Raw genomic sequence first — 20,796 nt, forward strand, 5'->3', positions numbered from 1 at the left:
TTGAGTACTATTAATTCCAAAAAATGATAGAACGTATTATGAGAGAAAATGACATGTTAGAAAAAGAAGAGATTTTTTCTAAAGTATTACGAGCAGGAAGAAGAACTTATTTCTTTGATGTGAGAGCTACAAAAGCTGACGATTACTACATCACGATTACCGAAAGTAAAAAATTCACTGAAGAAGATGGTTCTTTTCATTTTAAAAAACACAAAATTTACTTGTACAAAGAAGATTTTAGTGCATTTGCTGAAATACTAGAAGAAATGACTTCATACGTCTTGAACCACAAAGGCGAAGAAGTAATCTCTGAAAGACACCAAAAAGATTTTAAAAAAGAATACAGTTCTGATAAAGCTGAAACACAAAGATCTAGCTTTACCGATATTGATTTTGACGATATTTAGTCTCCAGATAACTTTTTAAAAAAGTACGAGTCCAATTTGTATAGCATTTTGGGCTTTTTTTATATATTTAAATTCTATTACTTTAATCGAATTTCATAACTGAATCACCTTTGGATTCAGCTAAATTGGCAATTATGAAAAAATTACTTTTCCTTCTAAGCTTTGTTATTTTTAGTATTTCGGCATTTGCACAAAAACTGGAATATGAAACAAAATCAAATATTCAATATTACAATGCCGCAGCAAACAAATCAGATAGTTACATTAACGAAAGATGTGTTTTAGATATTTATTATCCAAAAAATAGCAAGAATTTTGCAACAATTGTATGGTTTCACGGCGGCGGATTGACTGGCGGAAACAAAGAAATTCCTGAAGCATTAAAAAATAAAGGTTTTGTTATTATTGGTGTTAATTACAGGCTTTCGCCGAAAGTAAAAGCAGAAAAAGCTATTGAAGATGCTGCAGCTGCTGTAGCATGGGCTTTTAATAATATCGACAATTATGGTGGCGATTCTTCTCAGATTTTTGTTTCAGGACATTCAGCTGGAGGCTACTTAGGCATGATGATTGGCTTGGATAAAAAATGGCTTCAAAAAGAAGGAATTGATGCGAATAAAATTGCTGGATTAATTCCGTTTAGCGGGCAATGTATTACGCATTTTGAAATTAGGAGAGAAAATGGAATTCCAGATACAACACCTACAATTGATGCTTATGCACCACTTTTTTATGTTCGCGCTGATGCGCCGCCATTATTATTAATTACCGGCGACCGTGAATTAGAAATGTTAGGCCGATATGAAGAAAACGCATACATGGCACGCATGATGAAACTAAAAGGTCATAAACAAACCAAACTTTATGAGTTAGACGGTTACGGACACGGAATGACGGAACCTGGTTTTCCACTTCTTGTTAATGAAGTAAACCGAATTCTAAAAGAAAAACAAACCAAAAAATAATAATATAAAATCCACGGCAATGGAGACACAACTTTTAATTTTACCAGGACTTGGAGATTCTGGAGAGAAACACTGGCAAACTTTTTGGCACGAAAAATTCAAAAATTCAATTCGTTTGGTTCAAGATAATTGGGACAAACCGGTTCGCGAAGATTGGATTGCACGTTTGAATGAAGAAACTTCAAAACTAGAGAATCCGACAATTTTAGTTGCGCATAGTCTTGCCGTTTCTTTGGTATTGCATTGGGCCGAAAATAATTCGAATAAAAATATAATCGGCGCTTTATTGGTCGCACCTGCAGATGTTGATTCACCGGAACATACTCCCGATATTATTAGAAATTTTTCGCCAATGCCAATTTACAAACTACCATTTCCGTCAATTGTAGTTGCCAGCGAAAATGATCCTTATGCTTCTTTCGAAAGAAAAAAATATTTTGCGGAAAAATGGGGAAGTGATTTTGTAAACGTTGGACAACAAGGTCACATTAACTCTGATTCAGATTTAAAATATTGGGAAGAAGGACAAGTGATTTTGAATCAATTGATTAAAAAGATTAACCCTTAACCACTTACTTTTAACACATAGAAACATAGATTTCATTTAAAAAAAAGAATTATAAAAAAGAAACTAGTTTCTTAACACATATCCCGATAGCTATCGGGATGTTTTTATGAAAATGAAATGCCTTTTTTAAGATTATTTCAGACTATGTTTCTATGTGTTTAATGAAAAATTATCCAATCCTAAGTCCATTCGGTATTTTAAAATCCGGAGCTAATAAAATAACATCTCCCTCCTCGCCTACAGCCCCAAGAACCAGACATTCGCTCATAAATTTTCCGATTTGTTTTTTCGGAAAATTTACAACCGCAACAATTTGACGATTTACTAAATCTTCTTTTTTATAACGTTTTGTAATTTGTGCCGATGATCTTCGGATTCCAATTTCGGAACCAAAATCGATTGTTAATTGAAATGCAGGTTTTCGTGCTTCAGGAAAATCATTTACCTCAACAATGGTTCCAACACGCATATCGGTTCTTTCAAATTCATTCCAGGTTAAATCCATTTTATCTTTTATCTAGTTTATTTACAAACCTATAATTTTGTAATGAATTGCACTAATTCTATAATTAGTTTTTTCCTCTATCCTTTTAATTTTAACTATTCGTTTTTTACTAATATTTAAAATATACAAAATGGAAAATAGTATAATAACTCCCGGGATTTCTCTTAAAGACTTTGATTATGAGGTTAATAAATCAAATAGCGATAAATATATTGAAGTGGCAAAAAATGTAAAGCTATATGTTAAAGATTACGGAAAAGGAAAACCCGTAATTTTAATTCATGGCTGGCCACTTTCAAACGAAATGTGGGAATATCAAATAGAATTTCTGGTTCAGAATAATTACAGAGTAATTGCTTATGATCGCCGTGGTTTTGGTAAATCGTCTCAACCTTGGGATGGTTACGATTATGATACTTTAACTGATGATTTAAACGAAATTATTGAACAATTGCAATTAGATGATGTAACTTTAGTTGGCTTTTCTATGGGAGGCGGAGAAGTTGTGCGTTATTTTAGCCGATATCAGGGAAAAGGTGTTACAAAAGCTGTTTTAATTTCATCTATTATTCCATTTTTAGCAAAAACAGAAGATAATCCTGAAGGGCGTCCGAAAGAAAAAAGCGAAACAACTGCAGCTTCAATAAAAGAAGACAGAATTGGTTTTCTGGATAATTTTAGCAAAATCTTTTTTGGTGTAAACATCATCAATAAACCTTTGAGCACGCCTTTGTTAGAATATTACAGAAATTTATGTTCTATAGCTTCGCCAAGAGCAACTTTGCAATGTGGAGAATCTTTAAATACAACCGATTTTAGAGATGAACTTCACACTATTAAAGTTCCAACTTTAATAATTCACGGAACCGATGATAAAAATGTTCCTATTGAAATCAGTTCAGAAAAAACAGCAAAAGCAATCGAAAACAATACTTTCATTACCTATGAAGGAGCGCCACACGGCTTATTTTATACCGAAAAAGACAGATTAAACAAAGACTTACTTGAATTTCTGAATTCATAAATAAATTTTGCCACTCCCGATAGTTATCTGGAGTGGCAAAAAAAATACTATTGCTGCAATATTAAATGGAAATAAACATTTAAAAAAGTTTCTTATCTTTGCAAAACAAGCAATAAATACTCATTGTGAACACTATACAATTATTTACAGTTTCGGTTTCCCTGTTTTCTTCTACAAGAAAACCGGTTTCGGCTGTATTTATTTCACATAGTAAGGCCTTTATTAATTAGGCCTCCGTCTATTTCATTTCTTCTTTCAGGCGGAGGATTTACATCATTTTAAAACATTTATTTTATTTGGCAAAAGCAATTTTGGTCAGATATTTTTTTGTTTTCCCACATTTAAAGCATTTCAAAAATTTGACCTCAAGCAAGGTTATGAAATAACTCAGTCTTTAATTTATAAAAGAAGAAAAATCATTCAAAAAAATAAAACAATAAATTCAAACAGATATGAAACCAACACCCACTTTTAGTAAATCAGAATATAACTTTTTAAGAGAATTGATTTTAAAAAGCAAAAACTCAACAAATAGTAAAGAAGCGAACCAGTTATCGCAAGAATTAGATCGCGCTGTCATCAGTAAAGAAAGTGATTTAGACCCGACGGTTATCAGAATCAATTCTTTTGTAACAATTGAAGATGTTAAAGCTCAAAAACAAATGAAAATACAAATTGTTTTACCATCGTCTGCTGATTTAAAACAATCTAAAATTTCGATTCTTGCGCCTTTGAGCGTTGCCATTATTGGTTTTAAAGAAAATGATCAGGTTGACTGGGAATTGCCTGCCGGAATTAAAACTTTAAAAATAATTGCCGTTGACAATTCGGAAGTACATGCTTCATAATTTTTTGAACACCTCATTTTTATGAAGGTGTTTTTTTATATCTGTCTGAAAACAAAAAAACTATTCAAAATTGAATAGTTTTTTTGTTTTTGTTTAACTGCAAATTATTACAATTGCGAGTGAATATAATTTGTTATCGAAGCCATATTAGTATCATCTAATTTTGCTTTTTTCTGCATGCGAACCAAAATTGGCTGCCATTCTTCTTTCGTAAATTTCGTTGGTTCATACAACTTGTGGCATTTTGCACAGCTGTTTTCATATAAGCTTTTCCCTGCTGCAAGTTCAGGAGTCAATTCCGTTGCTTTTGCAGTTTCTGTAACTGCTGGCGCAGCTGGAGGAGTTGCAGGCGCTTTTTTTGTACCGCATGAAGCTGCAAATAATGTTATAGCGGCTAAAGTTAAAATTTTTGATTTCATCGCTCTTGGTTTTGTTTTATTTTAAGTAAATATAAAAAAATCCCATATGCCGTAGCATATGGGATTGTTATTTAAAACAATACTAAATTGCTTTGAAATTCTTATTTAACGTCCATTAATTCAACGTCAAAAACCAAAGTTGCGTTTGGTGGAATTACCCCTCCTGCACCTGATGGTCCGTATGCTAAATCAGATGGAATTACAAAACGAGCTTTGTCTCCAACTTGCAATAAAGCGATACCTTCATCCCATCCTTCGATAACTTGCCCAATTCCTAATTTGAATTCGATTGGTTTTTTTCTTGGGTAAGAAGAATCAAAAACTTTTCCGTTTTCTAAAGAACCTTCGTAGTGAACAGAAACTGTTTTTCCTGCTTCAGCTCTTTTTCCTTCACCTTTTTGAATCATTTTATAACGTAAACCGCTTTCAGTTCTATCAAAACCAGCAGCTAATTGTTCCATTTTTGCTTCAGATTCTGCTTTTAAAGCTGCTTCTCTTTTCATACGAGCACCTTTCAAAGAAATGAAAGCTTCAATTGCGTTCCATTTTTCAGCTTCTTCACCAACTCTGATAATTTCTAAAGTTTCAAGAGCATCACCTTGAGCTACAGCATCAACTATATCTTGTCCTTCAACCACATGTCCAAAAACAGTGTGTTTTCCGTCTAACCAAGGAGTTGGAACGTGTGTAATGAAAAATTGAGAACCATTAGTTCCAGGGCCTGAGTTTGCCATAGACAAAACTCCCGGACGATCGTGTTTTAAACTTGGAATGAATTCATCATCAAATTTATATCCAGGATCTCCAGTTCCAGTTCCTTTAGGACATCCTCCCTGAATCATAAAATCAGCAATTACTCTGTGAAAGTTCAATCCATCATAGAATTTTTGTCCTTGAGGTTTCACTTTATTTTCCATATTTCCTTCTGCAAGAGCTACAAAGTTTCCTACAGTTCCTGGTGTCAAATCGTGTGTCAATTTTACTAAAATCGAACCTTTGCTAGTATTGAATTTAGCATATATTCCGTTTTCCATTGTTGTATTTTTTTTTATTCGAATGCAAATTTACAAATTAATTATTTATCAATTTGTCTTTCTATTTTTAGATTTATAAGTAAGTCCGTAAACTGTAAATGCCAATGCTGATAAGCCAACGCAACCAATAGCAACTGCATGCCATCCGCCCAGTTTCCAAAGCAATAATCCATATGCAGATCCAGCAGCGGTTCCTAAAAAGCTAAACGACATAAAAACTGTATTTAGTCTGTTTCTGGCTTCTGGCAATAAAGAATAAACTCGGGTTTGATTTGAAATGTGAACACCTTGAATTCCTATATCAATAAATACAATTCCAATCGCAATTCCGATTACGCTTTCTATCGAAAAATAAAAAATTAAAAAGCTTATCAAAATCAATAAACAGCCATAACCAACTGCAATTCTAGAATTTCCTTTATCACCAATTTTACCAACCAAAGGCGCAGCCAAAGCTCCAGAAGCGCCCACAATTCCGAATAAACCAATAGTGGCACTATTAAAATCAAACGGTTTACCCGAAAGCAACAAAACCATAGTTGTCCAGAAAGCGCCAAATTGAGCAAAACTGAAAACATTGATTGCTGTAGCCTCACGCAAAACTGGCTGTGTTTTTATTAGTGTAAATAAGGACTGAATTAATTGCCCATAAGTTCCTTGAAACTGTGGTTTATTAACTGGGAATTTATTTTGGATCACAAAAAAGATTAAAAGACAAATTCCGGCAGCGATATAAAACATTGACCTCCAGCCTAAAACCTGGCCAATAAGTCCGCTTAAAGTTCTGGAAAGCAAAATACCAACCAATAAACCGCTCATAATTGTTCCGATAACTTTTCCGCGTTGTTCTGGCGTACTTAATGACGCTGCCAAAGGCAAAATAAGTTGTGGCACAATCGATGTAATTCCGATTAGTAAGGAAGCTATTTGTAAAATAAGAAAACTTTTGGCTGTTGCAGCAATCAAAAGTGCGATTACCGAAGCAAAAGTGGTTATTAAAATTTGTTTTTTACGTTCTAATTTGTCACCAAGAGGCACCATAAAAAAGAGACCAATTGCGTAACCTGCCTGAGTCAGATACGTTATTGTTCCGGCGCTGGCTTCGGGAATTTTAAATTCGTTGGCAATTAAAACAATCAAAGGCTGGCAGTAATAAAGATTTGCAACTATAAGACCAGTGCAAACTGCCATAAACAGTACATTAGTTTTTGATAAATTCATGATGCAAAAATACCAATCTAATCTTTAGGAAAACTTTAAAAAATCTATAAATTTTTCAAATTCAAGTTAAGATCAGGATATTTTTGCACCAATATCGTTGAATTTTAAGCTTTTAAAAAATCTTCTCGAACAGGGCTAAAAACATCGGTAAGCATTCCAGTTTCAAGACAAACAACGCCATGAACAGCGTGAGGCGGAATATAAAAACTATCGCCTTCTTTTAATGTCTGAGTTACGCCGCTGATTGTTACATCAAATTTTCCGCTTGCAATATAAGTGACCTGCGAATGATAATGATTGTGTAAAACGCCAATTCCGCCTTTTTCAAAATGAACATTTACAAGCATAATTCGGTCATCAAAAGCCAAAATTTTGCGTTTAATTCCTTCTCCGACTACTTCCCATTCGATTTCGTCTCCTTTTATAAATTCTTTGCTGGTTGTCATTTTATTTATTTTTTAATTTTTTCAATATCTTTTTTCATTAATCCTAATCCCTCTGCCAAGTTATTTTCTTTAAAATACTTTTCCAATTCTTTCAGCCTTTTTACATTATCATATTTAAATCCCGAATTTAATTTTCTTTGGCAAAGCGAACACAATCGAAGCGAATGTTCATCTGTTTCAGACAAACTATTGGTGCCATTCATCACACAATCGGCCTCAATGCAATGATGCAGGCCAAACATATGTCCAATTTCATGCGAACAAATTTTAAGTAATCGTTCTAAACATAAACTAAAATCTGCTCCTTCTAATGTTTTGTCATACAGTCTGTGAATCGAACTTACTGCAATTTTATCTCTATAAGATGCAAGTCCGAAAACATAATTCCATTCTGGTTTTGGATACAAATCCTTTTCTGTTATTGCCATTAATGCAATTCCTTTTTCATGTTTTTCCTTCTTTAAAACGCTGTCTAAAATATATCCGGCCAAAAATTGTTCTTGGCCAAGATCACCACTTCTTCTAACATTTTTTGGAATAATATCATTTGAAACCTCTTTCAAAACCTTTGTTTTCAACTGAAAGAAAATTTCTAAATATTGACGAACCAATTCAATTTGTTTGACTTGCAATGCGTCGAATTTCCCGATTGGCTGCAAATAAATAATATCTTCTTCTTTTGTTGGCACAACATATTTTGTATTCATAAATTGCTCAAAACTCTGTCCTTTTTCTGGATGAGAATAAAGCCAATCACCAAAAACCGGGGTACGAAGTTTTATATCATTAACTTTAATTTCTGCAAAATATGGATCTGGAGGTAGATTTAATTCCGGCTTTGCTCCCGAATTTTCTTTTTTATTTGATTGGCATGAACAAAGAATTACAACTATCAGAAAAAGAAGTTTCTTCATAAATTAAATTAGATTTTTTGAAATGAAATCACAGCTTGTTTTTATAGATTCAAAAGAATTTGGCACATAATTATTTTCCTGTTCCACAAAAAAATGAAGCATTCCAGATTGTTTTGCTTCTTTGAATAAAGGTTTAAAATCGATTAATCCTGAGCCAATTTCAGTATTCAATGCCTGATTTACTTTATCCATATCTTTTACGTGCCACATTTTAAAACGGCCTGGATTTTCTTTAAACAACTTTAACGAATCATTTCCAGATCGTGCGACCCAATATAAATCCAATTCAAAATAAACTAAATCTTTATCGGTTTCCTTAAGCAAGATTTCATAACCTGTAACGCCGTCATGTTTCTGAAATTCAAAATCATGATTATGATACGCTAATTTCAGGCCTGCATTTTTACACATTTTGGCAGCCTCATTTAAACGTGAAGCTATTATTTTATAATTTTCAATACTTTTTCTAAAATGCTCCTCAACCCACGGCACAGTCAAAAATTCATTTTTTAAGATTTTTGCTGCTTCAATCGCGGCCACAAGTTCAGCGGTATTTCCATCGTACAAAAAGCTTCCTAAATTATAATGTCCGCTTACTGCTTTTAAATTATTATCGTCCAAAATCTTCTTCAATTCTTTTGGCGACAATCCCCAAAACTGGTCTTTTATAGAAAAACCGTAAGTTTCAACGGTTGTATACCCCGCTTTTGCGACTTTCTCTAAAGTTGATTTTACATCCTTAGGAAGTTCGTCACGCAACGTATATAACTGTAATCCAATTTCTTTTTTATTCATAGTAAAAGCTAATGATGGCGCGGCTAAAACTGCAGCTGCAGCTAAGCTTGTGTTTATAATAAAGTTTCTTCTTGTTGTCATTTTTATCTTGAAAAAGTCTAAAAGTAAAACTAGTCTTTTTATTTGAACGCTACACAACTCAATCAAAAAATTGATTTTCAAAATTCGTTATAAAGCTTTCGAGAGCCTTTTCGGTTTCAGGATTTGTAACTTTTCCTTCGTTATCTATTTTTCCACGAATGCCTTGTATTAAAAGTTGTGAGGCATCGTCAAATTTCGCTTCAAGTGTTTTCATTACTAGCAAAAGTTGTTCGTGGCCCATTTCACCCGAAGCCGACGCAGTAATAAGTCCTGTCTTTTTTCCAGAAAAAACTGTGGTCGAAACACACCATTCTAAAGCATTTTTTAAAGTTCCAGGCAAACTGAAAACATACTCTGGCGTACAAATTAAAACACCATCAGCCTGAGCAATTTTATTTCTAAATTGAATAACTTTTTCTGGCAGAGTTTCCTGATCCAAGTCAGGATTAAAATGGGGTAATTGATCTAATTCTTCAAAAATTTCAACTTCAAATTCTTCTTTTATATTTTCAGAAATATGTTTTAGAATTTTAAAATTGCTGGAGTTTTTTCGTGTACTCCCGTTTATGGCGAAGATTTTTATTTTTTGAGAAGGCATTCTTTCTGGAAAAATTTAAAATTTGATTGTTTAAAAATAGCATTTATTTACAACCGAAATATTTTTTTTATCCCAAAACATTCATTCGAATCACTTCACAGTCAACAAACTCATTCCCGCTAATTTATCAGAATCAATAGATTGAGGAGAATAATTTTGTTTTTCATTTCTAAAAGAAGTTATTTTTCCTGTTTTGTCTACATACATATAAGTATAATTCCAATGTAGCGGACCAGCAATTCTGGAATCTTCATTTTCTCCTTTTTCATAAACCTGATCTGCATAAACCAGAATTTCGCCGTCTGCAGCATTATCAAAAGTCCTCACTGGAGTTCCCCAACTTTTCATAAGACTTTGTTTAGTCATTCCAATCCATTTATCTCCAGTATTTTTCGAACTTGCGCATGCATATAAAACCATTACAGCAAAACATAAAATTATATTTTTCATTAGATCGAGTTTTTAGATTTAAGGCAATATTTCTGTAAGTAAAAAACTATGTAATAGTACTTAAAAGTAAGGAATATTGTTTTACATAAAAACATTTTAATGTTATATAATTATTATTTATCAATCTGATAAACAATATCTTAAGTCACAAAAAAACTACACCCATGACCATCCCTTTTTACTTAAAAAAGGATATTCTTTTATTGAATTCCTATTTTTAAAATTTCTCCATATTTACTTTGTATCTTTGCCCCCAAACTTTTGAAAAAGAGAAATGCGAATTGATATTATCACACTTTTACCTGAATTATTAAGAAGCCCGTTTGAGGCTTCTATTATGAAACGTGCTATTGACAAAGGTTTAGTCGAAGTACATTTTCACAATCTTCGTGATTATAGCACCAACAGACAAAAAAGTGTTGATGATTATCCTTTTGGCGGCGGTGCAGGAATGGTAATGACGATTCAGCCAATTGACGACTGCATTACACACTTGAAAAGTCAGCGTGAATATGACGAAATCATATATATGTCGCCTGACGGAGAAACACTGAATCAAAAAATGGCCAATACAATGTCGATGTATGAAAACATTATTATTTTATGCGGACATTACAAAGGTGTTGACCAAAGAGTGCGAGATCATTTTATTACCAAAGAAATTTCGATTGGTGATTATGTATTGTCTGGCGGAGAATTAGGCGCCATCGTTTTATCTGATGCATTAATTAGATTAATTCCTGGTGTTTTAAGTGATGAAACTTCTGCTTTGACCGATAGTTTTCAGGATAATCTACTTTCAGGGCCTATATATACAAGACCCGCAGATTATAAAGGATGGAAAGTTCCGGAAGTTTTAACCAGCGGTCATGCAGCCAAAATTGACAAATGGCGCGAAGACAAGGCTTTTGAACATACTAAAAACAGACGACCAGATTTGCTTGAAGGGCATTAATTTCTGTTTCAAGTTTCAAGTTTCAGGTTTCAAGTTTCAGGCCAATTCACAAAGCAAAAACCTGAAATAAAAACACTTTAAACAACTTTTTTTCAGCAACTTAAAATAATTTACAATTTACAATTTATAATTCATAATTATTTTTTACATTTGCACCCGAATTTGACCAACCTCTGGCGAGATCCGTGAATGTTGCTCGATATAAAACTATAATAATAAAATTATCATGGCAGATTTATTAAAATTCGTTCAAAACGAATTCGTTGCTAAAAAAGATTTCCCTGTTTTCGGAGCTGGAGACACTATCACAGTTTTCTACGAAATTAAAGAGGGTGAAAAAACTAGAACTCAGTTTTTCAAAGGAGTTGTAATCCAAAGAAGAGGTTCTGGTAACACAGAAACTTTTACAATCCGTAAAATGTCTGGAGCTATTGGAGTTGAGCGTATCTTCCCAGTAAACTTACCAGCTTTACAAAAAATTGAAATCAACAAGAAAGGTGCTGTACGTAGAGCTAGAATTTTCTACTTCAGAGAACTTACTGGTAAAAAAGCTAAGATTAAAGATAAAAGAAGATAATCATTTATCAATCTGTTATAAAAAACTCGTTTCATATTACTTGAAACGAGTTTTTTTTATGTCTTCTTTTGAACCAATATTAAAACTGTAATTTTTTAATATCAAAATCATCGATTTGACAATTTAAGAAGCACGAAATAACAATCTGATAATTCAACCATTTCTAAACAAAACTACACCGATTTCGGACTGTTTTTATTATATTTGCTCCGCTCGTTTTGAGCCGACTATACTTTTCATATCGTCATCTCGTGACGACACGATTATAAAAAAAAAAAAAAATGACACAGAATTCAAAAATTTTTTACACCTTAACTGATGAGGCGCCATTATTAGCGACTTATTCTTTGTTACCAATTGTGCAGGCGTTTACTTCTACAGCAGGTATCGCTATTGAAACCAGAGACATCTCTTTAGCAGGAAGAATTTTATCTAACTTTCCTGAATCATTAACAGATGCTCAAAAAACCGGAGATGCTTTATCTGAACTTGGCCAACTAGCTACAAAACCTGAAGCTAACATCATCAAATTGCCAAACGTTTCTGCATCTGTTCCTCAATTAAAAGCAGCTATTGCTGAATTACAATCTCACGGATATAATGTTCCAAATTTCCCTGAAGATCCTCAAACGGATGCTGAAAAAGAAATTAAAGCAAAATATGCAAAAGTTTTAGGTTCTGCCGTAAACCCAGTTTTACGTGAAGGAAACTCTGATCGTAGAGCTCCAAGAGCCGTTAAAAACTTTGCAAAAGCAAATCCGCATTCAATGGGTGCTTGGTCTGCTGACTCAAAAACTAAAGTTGCTTCAATGCCAAACGGCGATTTCTACGGAAGTGAAAAATCACTTACTGTTGCTGAAGCTAATGATGTAAAAATCGAATTCGTTGCTAAAGACGGAACTACAACTGTTTTAAAAGCAAGTACTCCGCTAAAAGCAGGAGAAATTATTGATAGTTCAGTTTTAAGTGTAAGCAAATTGAAAGCTTTCGCTGCTGATGTAATTGCTGAAGCTAAAGCGGCAGGAGTTTTACTTTCTGTACACTTAAAAGCTACAATGATGAAAGTTTCTGATCCAATTATCTTTGGCGCTATCGTTGAAGTATATTTTGCAGATGTTTTCAAAAAATACGAATCTTTATTCGCTGAATTAAACATTGATACTAGAAATGGTTTAGGCGATATCTACGCTAAAATTGCTGGAAGACCTGAGCAAGCTGAAGTTGAAGCGGCAATCGATCAGGCAATCGCAAACGGACCAGCTTTAGCAATGGTTAATTCTGATAAAGGAATTACAAACTTACACGTTCCTTCAGATGTAATTGTTGATGCTTCTATGCCTGCAATGATCCGTACTTCTGGACAAATGTGGAACAAAGAAGGTAAAGCACAAGATACATTTGCTGTTATTCCAGATCGTTCTTACGCTGGAATTTATACTGCAACTATTGACTTCTGTAAAAAACACGGTGCTTTTGATCCAAAAACAATGGGAAGTGTTCCAAACGTTGGATTAATGGCTCAAAAAGCTGAAGAATACGGATCTCACGATAAAACTTTCCAATTGAAAGCTGATGGTGTTGTTCGCGTTGTAGATGCAAACGGAAATGTTTTAATGGAACAAAACGTTGAAACAAACGATATTTTCAGAATGTGCCAGGCAAAAGACGCTCCTATTCAGGACTGGGTTAAACTAGCTGTAAACAGAGCTCGTTTATCTAGTACTCCTGCTGTTTTCTGGTTAGACGAAAACAGAGCACACGATAGAGAATTAATCGTAAAAGTTCAAAAATACCTTAAAGACTACGATACTACAAACTTAGATATTCGTATTTTAAACCCAGTTGCTGCTACTGAATTTACGTTAGACAGAATCATCAAAGGTTTAGATACTATTTCTGTAACAGGAAACGTTTTACGTGACTATTTAACAGATTTATTCCCAATTCTTGAGTTAGGAACTTCTGCAAAAATGTTATCTATCGTTCCTTTAATGAACGGTGGTGGATTGTTCGAAACTGGTGCTGGAGGTTCTGCTCCTAAACACGTTGAGCAATTTACTGAAGAAGGATACTTACGTTGGGATTCATTAGGAGAATTTTTAGCTCTTGGCGCTTCTTTAGAGCATTTAGGACAAACTTTAGACAATTCTAAAGCAATTGTTTTATCTGAGACTTTAGATCAGGCAAACGATAAATTCTTAGCAAATGATAAATCTCCAGCTCGTAAAGTTGGTCAGATTGATAACCGTGGATCTCACTTCTATTTAGCATTCTATTGGGCACAGGCTTTGGCTGCTCAAAATAAAGATGCAGAATTAAAAGCAATTTTCACTCCAATTGCTGCTGAATTTGAAGCTAACGAAGCTAAAATAGATGCTGAATTAATTGGTGCTCAAGGAAAAGCGCAAAACATTGGAGGATATTACCAACCAACTCCTGAATTAGTAAGCAAAGCAATGCGTCCTAGTGAAACATTCAATGCTATTATTGCTAAAATCAAATAATAACAGAACATAATAATGTACTGTTAGAAGTAAATAAAAAAAGACAACCTTTATGGGTTGTCTTTTTTGTTTTATCTTAACCAACATTTAACAGCTGTTCCATTTTAATATATTAGTAAGAATTCTTAACTATGTAAACCAAAATCAAAAAGATGATTTCAAGAAAAATTGGCATTCTTATAATTTTCGTTTTAACGGCGTTTACTTCATTTGCTCAGGAAAAATTCACCTTGAGCGGTACTATAAAGGACAATAAAAGCAACGAAACTTTAATTGCAGTCAATATTTACATTCCTTCTTTGAAAATTGGAACCACTACAAACGAATATGGTTTTTATTCGCTAACTATTCCAAAAGGAGAACATCAAATAGAAATTAGCTATGTTGGATACCAAACCATTCAGCAAACAATAATTTTAAATCAAAATACCAAAATGAATTTCAGCCTCAGCGAAGGCGAAGGTCAGGAACTGCAGGAAGTTGTCATCAAGGAAAACAAAGGCAAAGTCAATATCAAATCCCCGGAAATGAGTGCGAACAAACTCTCCATTGCAACCATCAAAAAAATGCCGGTAGTTTTGGGCGAAGTTGACGTTTTAAAATCTATTTTATTGCTTCCAGGAGTTACAAATGCGGGTGAAGGCGCATCAGGATTCAATGTTCGTGGCGGTGGCGCTGATCAGAATTTAATTTTATTGGACGAAGCGACAATTTTCAATTCTTCTCATGTTTTTGGTTTTTTCTCCGTTTTTAATCCGGATGCGATTAAAGATTTAAAACTATATAAAGGCGGAATTCCAGCGCGTTTTGGAGGAAGAGCTTCTTCTGTTTTGGATATTTATCAGAAAGATGGAAACAGTAAAGATTTTCATTTAAGTGGAGGAATCGGATTGATTTCGAGCCGACTTTTAGCAGAAGGTCCTTTGGTAAAAGACAAAGGTTCTTTTTTAATTGGCGGAAGAGCTTCTTATGCTCATTTATTTCTAAAGCTTTCCGAAGATCAAAAGGACAATTCGGCTTATTTTTATGATTTGAATACCAAATTGAGTTATAAATTAAATGATAATAATAGTTTGTATTTATCAGGGTATTTTGGACGCGATGTTTTCAGTTTAAACAAAAGTTTCACGAATATTTACGGAAATTCGACTCTGAATCTTCGTTGGAATCATTTGTATTCTGATAAATTATTTTCAAATCTATCTTTAATTTACAGCGATTATTATTACGGATTAGATCTTGATTTTGTTGGATTTAAATGGGATTCAGGCATTCAAAACTATAATATTAAATACGATTTCAAACATTATATTTCAGATAAATTCAAATTGAGTTACGGCTTAAACGGAATTTATTACAAATTTAATCCGGGAACTATAAAACCAAGCGGGCCTGATTCAGGAATTAATCCTGATCAATTGGATAAAAAATATGCTTTTGAGCCTTCTGTTTATATTGATGCCGAAAATCAGCTTTCGAAGAAAATTACAATTGCATACGGATTGCGATACAGTTTGTTTTATCGTTTAGGCCCTTCTTCTGTAAATCTTTACGAAAACAACAATCCGGTTCTTTTCAATTCGGATATGCAGATTTATGAAAAAGCAACTCCTATTGGAACAGAATATTATGGAAAAAACAAATCGATCAAAGATTACAATAATCTAGAGCCTCGTTTTTCTGTTTCTTATCAATTAAATGATGATGAAGCATTAAAAGCGAGCTACAATCGAATGGCACAATATCTTCAGTTGATTTCAAATACCTCATCGCCTACTCCGCTTGACGTTTGGATGCCAAGCGATAATTATATCAAACCCCAAATTGCTGATCAGGTGGCGCTCGGATATTTCAGAAATATCAAAAACGGTGCTTATTCCTTAGAAGTCGAAACCTATTATAAAGAAATTCAAAACCGACTTGATTACATTGACGGCGCCGATTTAATTGCAAATAATGCTATTGAGCAAGTGATTCTGAACGGACAAATGCGCGCTTATGGTTTAGAAATCATGGTAAAGAAAAATGAAGGGAAATTTAATGGATGGATTTCATACACTTTATCAAAATCAGAACAGCAGACTCCAGGAAGAACTCCTGAAGAAACCGGAATTAATAACGGACAATGGTACAATTCGGCTTATGACAAAACACACAATTTAGCCATAACTTCAGCTTATAATTTGAACGAAAAATGGTCATTTGGTGCTAACTTTGCTTTACAGTCCGGAATGCCAGTTACTTATCCTAACGGGCAATATGAATATTTAGGAATCACAGTTCCAAGCTACGGCCTTCGAAACGAAAATCGCTTGCCAGCGTATCATCATTTAGATGTTTCAGCAACTTTGACTCCGAGAAAAAACAAAGATCGAAACTGGAAAGGCGAATGGGTTTTCAGCATTTATAATTTGTATAATCGAAAAAACGCTGCTTCAATAAATTTCCGACAAAATGTAGACACGGGTGACAATGAAGCCGTAAAAACATCTATTTTCGGAATTGTTCCTGCAGTAAGTTACAATTTCAGGTTTTAAATATAACTTTTTGTTAAAAAAATATCATGAAAAAAGTAGTTTTATATCTCATAATTTTTGTTTCCATCTTTGCCACAAGTTGTGAAGAAGTTGTCGATGTCGATTTGGATACCGCTCCTCCAAAATTAGTCATTGAAGCAGCAATAAACTGGCAAAAAGGAACTACTGGCCGACAGCAAACCATAAAATTAACCACTACAACTGGCTATTTTGAAAACGTAATTCCGACAGTTTCTGGCGCGAAAATTTATATAAAAAACAGTGCTAATGAACAATTTAATTTTAATGAAGTTCCGAAAACCGGCCGTTATATCTGTACCAATTTCAAACCTGTTTTAAATCAGGAATATACTTTGACGGTAATTTCAAACGGACAAACTTATACGGCAACTGAAAAGATGCAATCTGTTGCACCGATAACACATATCGAACAAAATAACGAAGGCGGCTTTACTGGAAAAGACATCGAAATCAAAGCATATTACAATGATCCTGCTGATGCCGATAATTTCTATTTGTATAAATACGTGTATTCAAGTAAAATTAAATCGAACTATTATGTTGATGAAGATAAGTTTTTTCAAGGGAATGAATTTTTCAGTCTTTCCGATGATGACGAATTAAAATCTGGAGACGAAATTGAAATTACCCACTTCGGAATCTCAAAGCAATATTACAATTATATGAGTATCTTAGTAAGCATTGCAGGTACAAACGTTGGCGGACCTTTTCAATCACCTCCTGCAACAGTAAAAGGAAACATAATCAACACAACCAATAAAGAAAATTATCCACTTGGCTATTTTTCACTGAGCGAAACCGATTTAAAAAAATTCACGATAAAACAAACCAACTAAATGGAAGCCCAAATTAAAATTTTAACCGAAAAAAAATTAGTCGGCAAGCATATTGTAATGTCGTTTATTGAGAATCATACTTTTCAATTGTGGAACGGTTTTATGCCAAGACGAAAGGAAATCAAAAATAATATTGATTCTAATTTATATTCCCTTGAAGTTTTTCCAAATGGCTATTTTGACAATTTTGACGCCAGTAAAACTTTCCAAAAATGGGCTGCAGTAGAAGTTAAAAATTACGCTGCAATTCCACCAGAAATGGAAAAATTAATAATTCCGACAGGAATTTATGCTGTTTTTATTCATAAAGGCCCGGCAAGTGAAGGTCACAAAACCTACCATACTATTTTTGCAGAATGGCTTCCAAATTCTGAATATACTGTTGACGATCGACCACATTTTGCCGTAATGGATGAAAAATACAAAAAAGACGATCCTGATTCTGAAGAAGAAATCTGGATTCCGATAAAAAATAGACCTTAATTAATTATTTCCTATAAATTCAAAATACTATGCTAATTGAAACCCTTAAATCGTTATTTGAACGAGATTTAAAAAGACTAAAAGTTGAAATCGAATCGTATCAAAACGAAAGCAGAATTTGGGAAATTGACAAAAACATTTCAAATTCAGCAGGAAATCTTTGTCTCCATTTAATCGGAAATATCAATAACTTTATTGGGGCAGAAATTGGAAAAACAGGTTATGTTCGAAATCGTCCGTTGGAATTTTCTTTAAAAGATATTCCAAAAACAGAATTGATTCAAAAAATCGACGAAACATTAATTGTCGTAAACAATGCCTTAGATTCTTTAAAAGAAACCGATTTAGAAGCAATTTATCCTCAAATTGTTTTCGAAAAAGAAATGACAACCGGATTCTTTTTAGTTCATCTTTCAACACATTTAGCCTATCATTTAGGACAGATAAATTACCACAGAAGATTGCTGGATTTTTAATCTACAAAATCTAAATTCTAGCCTTAACTTTGCATCACATTCAAAAATCTCCATATGTCATCACATCATATAGTTCGCGACGATCAGGAACCTGCTTTAATTATTGCTAACGGAGCCGCCTGCAGCAGCGAATTATTAGGGCAATTGCTTGAATGGTCACCTCTTGTTGTTGTTCTTGATTCAGCAATTGAACGCGTTATTGAATTAGGCATAAAAGTCGATGTGCTTTTGGGCGATTTTGACCGCGGTTTTGATCCGGAAATCTATAAAACATCACAATATCCAATAGAAATTGTTCACACGCCAGATCAAAATAAAACTGATTTAGAAAAAGCATTTGATTATTTAATCGAAAGAAAAATTCCGGCCGTAAATGTTGTCTGGGCAACCGGAAAACGTGCCGATCATACTATTACAAATCTTACTAACATTGTTCGTTACCGCAATTTACTCAAAATTGTAATTCTTGACGATCATTCTAAAATATTTTTACTGCCTTCAAAATTCGAGAAATGGTACACGGCAAAAACTCCAATTTCTCTGATTCCAATTGGTGTCGTAAATGGTATTTATTCGACTAATTTAAAATACGAATTGCAAAACGATACGCTTACAATGGGCTACAGAACAGGAAGCAGCAATTCTGTTGAACAAGATGGGATTGTAACTATCATACATCGTGAAGGTGATCTTTTAATGATGGAATGTTTTGATTAAATTGTTTTCTGAATTCAAAACTGACTTATGACATATAACAACGATCCCCGAATAAAATTCTTTATATTTTGCATCGTTTTTGTGGTTGCTGGCCTCTCTTATTTAACTAAAATTTTATCGGACAATTTTTTATATAAATACTTAGATTCTTTCAAATCTAAATTTGTCATAAATATCTTGGTTGGTTTACATTGGATAACATCAGCAGCAATAGCCTGTTTCTTACCCGATTATCTAATAAAATACAATTTCTTTAAACATATCTTTGAAGAGAGTGAAATATGGGTATGCTTAGCAACGTTATGCATTTTTTTTATTGCTTTAATCGTTGTGGCTTCAATATTAAACTTAGTATTTTATCGGAAAGCTATAAACGAAAATGAAATTTCTTCAGAGAACGTCACAAAAAAGGATTAACTATCTTTGCAGTCGAAATCAACAAAAATGAAAGCAAACGACAATTCTGAAAAAAACATTTTACATCCAAGAAATCTTCATCGCGATCGCTATGATTTTGAAAAACTGATTTCAAATTGTCCCGAATTAAAAGTTTTTGTTTCCATCAACAAACACGGAATCGAAACCATCGATTTCAGCAATCCGCTTGCAGTTAAAACGCTTAATAAAGCTTTATTGCAAACGTATTACGATATTCAAAATTGGGATATTCCTAAAAATTATTTGTGTCCACCAATTCCAGGACGTGCTGATTATATTCATTATATCGCCGATTTATTAGCCGAAACAAACAATGGAATTGTTCCAAAAGGAAATTCTGTTTTAGGTCTGGATATCGGAACAGGTGCAAATTTGATTTATCCGATATTAGGATATTGTATTTACGATTGGAGTTTTGTTGGTACGGATATCGACAAAAAAGCAATTGAAAACTGCAGTAAAATTATTGAAAACAATCCGAGATTAATTGATGCAATCAGTTTACAGCAACAAACTGAATCCCGATTTATTTTCAAAAACATTATTATTCCCGAAGACCGATTCACTTTCACTATGTGCAATCCGCCTTTTCATGCTTCGGCAGAAGAAGCAAACAAAAGCGCTTCAAGAAAAGTTTCAAATTTAAAAGAAAAAAGAAACACAAATCCTGTTCTGAATTTTGGCGGTCATAACGCAGAATTATGGTGCAACGGCGGTGAAATCGGATTTGTTACCCAAATGATTTACGAAAGTGCAAAATACGCTTCACAATGCTTATGGTTTACTACTTTAGTTTCTAAAAAAGAAAATCTTTCGTCGATTTACAAAATTCTGAAAAAAGTAAACGCCGTTTCAGTCAAAACAATTGATATGGCGCAAGGCCAAAAAAATAGCCGTATTGTTGCCTGGAGTTTTTTAAGTGAGGCGGAACAAAAAATGTGGAAATTTTAAGATTTCTTCAGCCATCATATTAAATT

The 20,796-nt window shown here is 33.5% G+C and carries 23 protein-coding genes; 14 read left to right on the top strand and 9 right to left on the bottom strand.

Translation table 11 applies throughout. The features are described from left to right. Positions 1–38: 38 nt before the first annotated feature. The 3 genes from ACNFIH_RS06650 to ACNFIH_RS06660 all read left to right on the top strand — a co-directional run bounded on the left by ACNFIH_RS06650 (position 39) and on the right by ACNFIH_RS06660 (position 1,940). Positions 39–407, top strand: a complete 369-nt coding sequence (locus ACNFIH_RS06650) for a PUR family DNA/RNA-binding protein (RefSeq protein ID WP_026728980.1) — start codon at positions 39–41, stop codon at positions 405–407. Positions 408–541: 134 nt separating this feature from the next. Beyond that, a complete protein-coding gene (locus ACNFIH_RS06655; protein WP_426486000.1) occupies positions 542–1,372 on the top strand; it encodes an alpha/beta hydrolase in 831 nt (276 codons plus the stop codon). A 19-nt stretch (positions 1,373–1,391) separates the two neighbouring features. Further along, positions 1,392–1,940, top strand: a complete 549-nt coding sequence (locus tag ACNFIH_RS06660) for an RBBP9/YdeN family alpha/beta hydrolase (protein ID WP_426486001.1) — start codon at positions 1,392–1,394, stop codon at positions 1,938–1,940. Between the two features lie 169 nt (positions 1,941–2,109). Here ACNFIH_RS06660 and ACNFIH_RS06665 read toward each other — a convergent pair whose 3' ends face one another. Then, positions 2,110–2,445: a tRNA-binding protein gene (locus tag ACNFIH_RS06665; RefSeq protein ID WP_035649143.1), complete on the bottom strand. Its 336-nt coding sequence runs from the start codon at positions 2,443–2,445 to the stop codon at positions 2,110–2,112. 130 nt (positions 2,446–2,575) lie between these two features. Between ACNFIH_RS06665 and ACNFIH_RS06670 the strand changes: the two genes are divergently transcribed. Further along, positions 2,576–3,469: an alpha/beta fold hydrolase gene (locus tag ACNFIH_RS06670; protein ID WP_426486002.1), complete on the top strand. Its 894-nt coding sequence runs from the start codon at positions 2,576–2,578 to the stop codon at positions 3,467–3,469. Between the two features lie 452 nt (positions 3,470–3,921). Continuing rightward, a complete protein-coding gene (locus ACNFIH_RS06675; RefSeq protein WP_426486003.1) occupies positions 3,922–4,317 on the top strand; it encodes a GreA/GreB family elongation factor in 396 nt (131 codons plus the stop codon). 107 nt (positions 4,318–4,424) lie between these two features. Here ACNFIH_RS06675 and ACNFIH_RS06680 read toward each other — a convergent pair whose 3' ends face one another. The 8 genes from ACNFIH_RS06680 to ACNFIH_RS06715 form a co-directional block, all read right to left on the bottom strand. Next, complete coding sequence (locus ACNFIH_RS06680; protein ID WP_426486004.1) at positions 4,425–4,736, bottom strand: cytochrome c; 312 nt, start codon at positions 4,734–4,736, stop codon at positions 4,425–4,427. Positions 4,737–4,837: 101 nt separating this feature from the next. Further along, entirely contained in the window at positions 4,838–5,770 is a 933-nt protein-coding gene (locus ACNFIH_RS06685) for a peptidylprolyl isomerase (protein WP_426486005.1), read from the bottom strand. A 48-nt stretch (positions 5,771–5,818) separates the two neighbouring features. Next, on the bottom strand, positions 5,819–6,961 hold the full coding sequence (locus ACNFIH_RS06690; RefSeq protein WP_238567982.1) for an MFS transporter: 1,143 nt from the start codon (positions 6,959–6,961) through the stop codon (positions 5,819–5,821). 134 nt (positions 6,962–7,095) lie between these two features. Further along, positions 7,096–7,437, bottom strand: a complete 342-nt coding sequence (locus tag ACNFIH_RS06695) for a cupin domain-containing protein (RefSeq protein ID WP_426486006.1) — start codon at positions 7,435–7,437, stop codon at positions 7,096–7,098. Positions 7,438–7,442: 5 nt separating this feature from the next. Continuing rightward, positions 7,443–8,351, bottom strand: a complete 909-nt coding sequence (locus tag ACNFIH_RS06700; protein WP_426486007.1) for an archaemetzincin family Zn-dependent metalloprotease — start codon at positions 8,349–8,351, stop codon at positions 7,443–7,445. Positions 8,352–8,354: 3 nt separating this feature from the next. Beyond that, positions 8,355–9,227, bottom strand: coding sequence for a sugar phosphate isomerase/epimerase family protein (locus ACNFIH_RS06705; protein ID WP_426486008.1), 873 nt, complete (start codon positions 9,225–9,227; stop codon positions 8,355–8,357). A 58-nt stretch (positions 9,228–9,285) separates the two neighbouring features. Beyond that, entirely contained in the window at positions 9,286–9,825 is a 540-nt protein-coding gene (locus tag ACNFIH_RS06710; protein WP_426486009.1) for an NADPH-dependent FMN reductase, read from the bottom strand. Positions 9,826–9,915: 90 nt separating this feature from the next. Beyond that, positions 9,916–10,275, bottom strand: a complete 360-nt coding sequence (locus tag ACNFIH_RS06715; protein ID WP_426486010.1) for a hypothetical protein — start codon at positions 10,273–10,275, stop codon at positions 9,916–9,918. Between the two features lie 274 nt (positions 10,276–10,549). Between ACNFIH_RS06715 and trmD the strand changes: the two genes are divergently transcribed. From trmD to rlmF, 9 genes are all read left to right on the top strand, one after another. Beyond that, positions 10,550–11,230: a tRNA (guanosine(37)-N1)-methyltransferase TrmD gene (gene trmD, locus ACNFIH_RS06720; RefSeq protein WP_035649164.1), complete on the top strand. Its 681-nt coding sequence runs from the start codon at positions 10,550–10,552 to the stop codon at positions 11,228–11,230. Positions 11,231–11,456: 226 nt separating this feature from the next. Next, the gene (rplS, locus tag ACNFIH_RS06725) at positions 11,457–11,807 is read left to right on the top strand and encodes a 50S ribosomal protein L19 (protein WP_035649165.1); all 351 of its coding nucleotides are present in this window, start codon (positions 11,457–11,459) and stop codon (positions 11,805–11,807) included. Positions 11,808–12,088: 281 nt separating this feature from the next. Beyond that, positions 12,089–14,311 carry an NADP-dependent isocitrate dehydrogenase gene (locus tag ACNFIH_RS06730; RefSeq protein ID WP_426486011.1) on the top strand — a complete coding sequence of 741 codons (2,223 nt, stop codon included), beginning with the start codon at positions 12,089–12,091 and terminating at the stop codon, positions 14,309–14,311. Positions 14,312–14,463: 152 nt separating this feature from the next. Further along, on the top strand, positions 14,464–16,848 hold the full coding sequence (locus ACNFIH_RS06735; protein ID WP_426486012.1) for a TonB-dependent receptor: 2,385 nt from the start codon (positions 14,464–14,466) through the stop codon (positions 16,846–16,848). Between the two features lie 26 nt (positions 16,849–16,874). Further along, a complete protein-coding gene (locus tag ACNFIH_RS06740) occupies positions 16,875–17,705 on the top strand; it encodes a DUF4249 domain-containing protein (protein WP_426486013.1) in 831 nt (276 codons plus the stop codon). Beyond that, positions 17,706–18,188, top strand: coding sequence for a GyrI-like domain-containing protein (locus tag ACNFIH_RS06745; RefSeq protein WP_426486014.1), 483 nt, complete (start codon positions 17,706–17,708; stop codon positions 18,186–18,188). Between the two features lie 29 nt (positions 18,189–18,217). Next, the gene (locus tag ACNFIH_RS06750; RefSeq protein ID WP_426486015.1) at positions 18,218–18,664 is read left to right on the top strand and encodes a DinB family protein; all 447 of its coding nucleotides are present in this window, start codon (positions 18,218–18,220) and stop codon (positions 18,662–18,664) included. Positions 18,665–18,718: 54 nt separating this feature from the next. Beyond that, complete coding sequence (locus ACNFIH_RS06755) at positions 18,719–19,381, top strand: thiamine diphosphokinase (RefSeq protein ID WP_426486016.1); 663 nt, start codon at positions 18,719–18,721, stop codon at positions 19,379–19,381. Positions 19,382–19,825: 444 nt separating this feature from the next. Further along, positions 19,826–20,770, top strand: coding sequence for a 23S rRNA (adenine(1618)-N(6))-methyltransferase RlmF (gene rlmF / locus ACNFIH_RS06760; RefSeq protein WP_426486017.1), 945 nt, complete (start codon positions 19,826–19,828; stop codon positions 20,768–20,770). The last annotated feature ends 26 nt before the right edge of the window (positions 20,771–20,796 follow it).

Origin of the sequence: Flavobacterium sp. 2 (assembly GCF_049949195.1) — a bacterium.
Taxonomy (GTDB): Bacteria; Bacteroidota; Bacteroidia; order Flavobacteriales; family Flavobacteriaceae; genus Flavobacterium.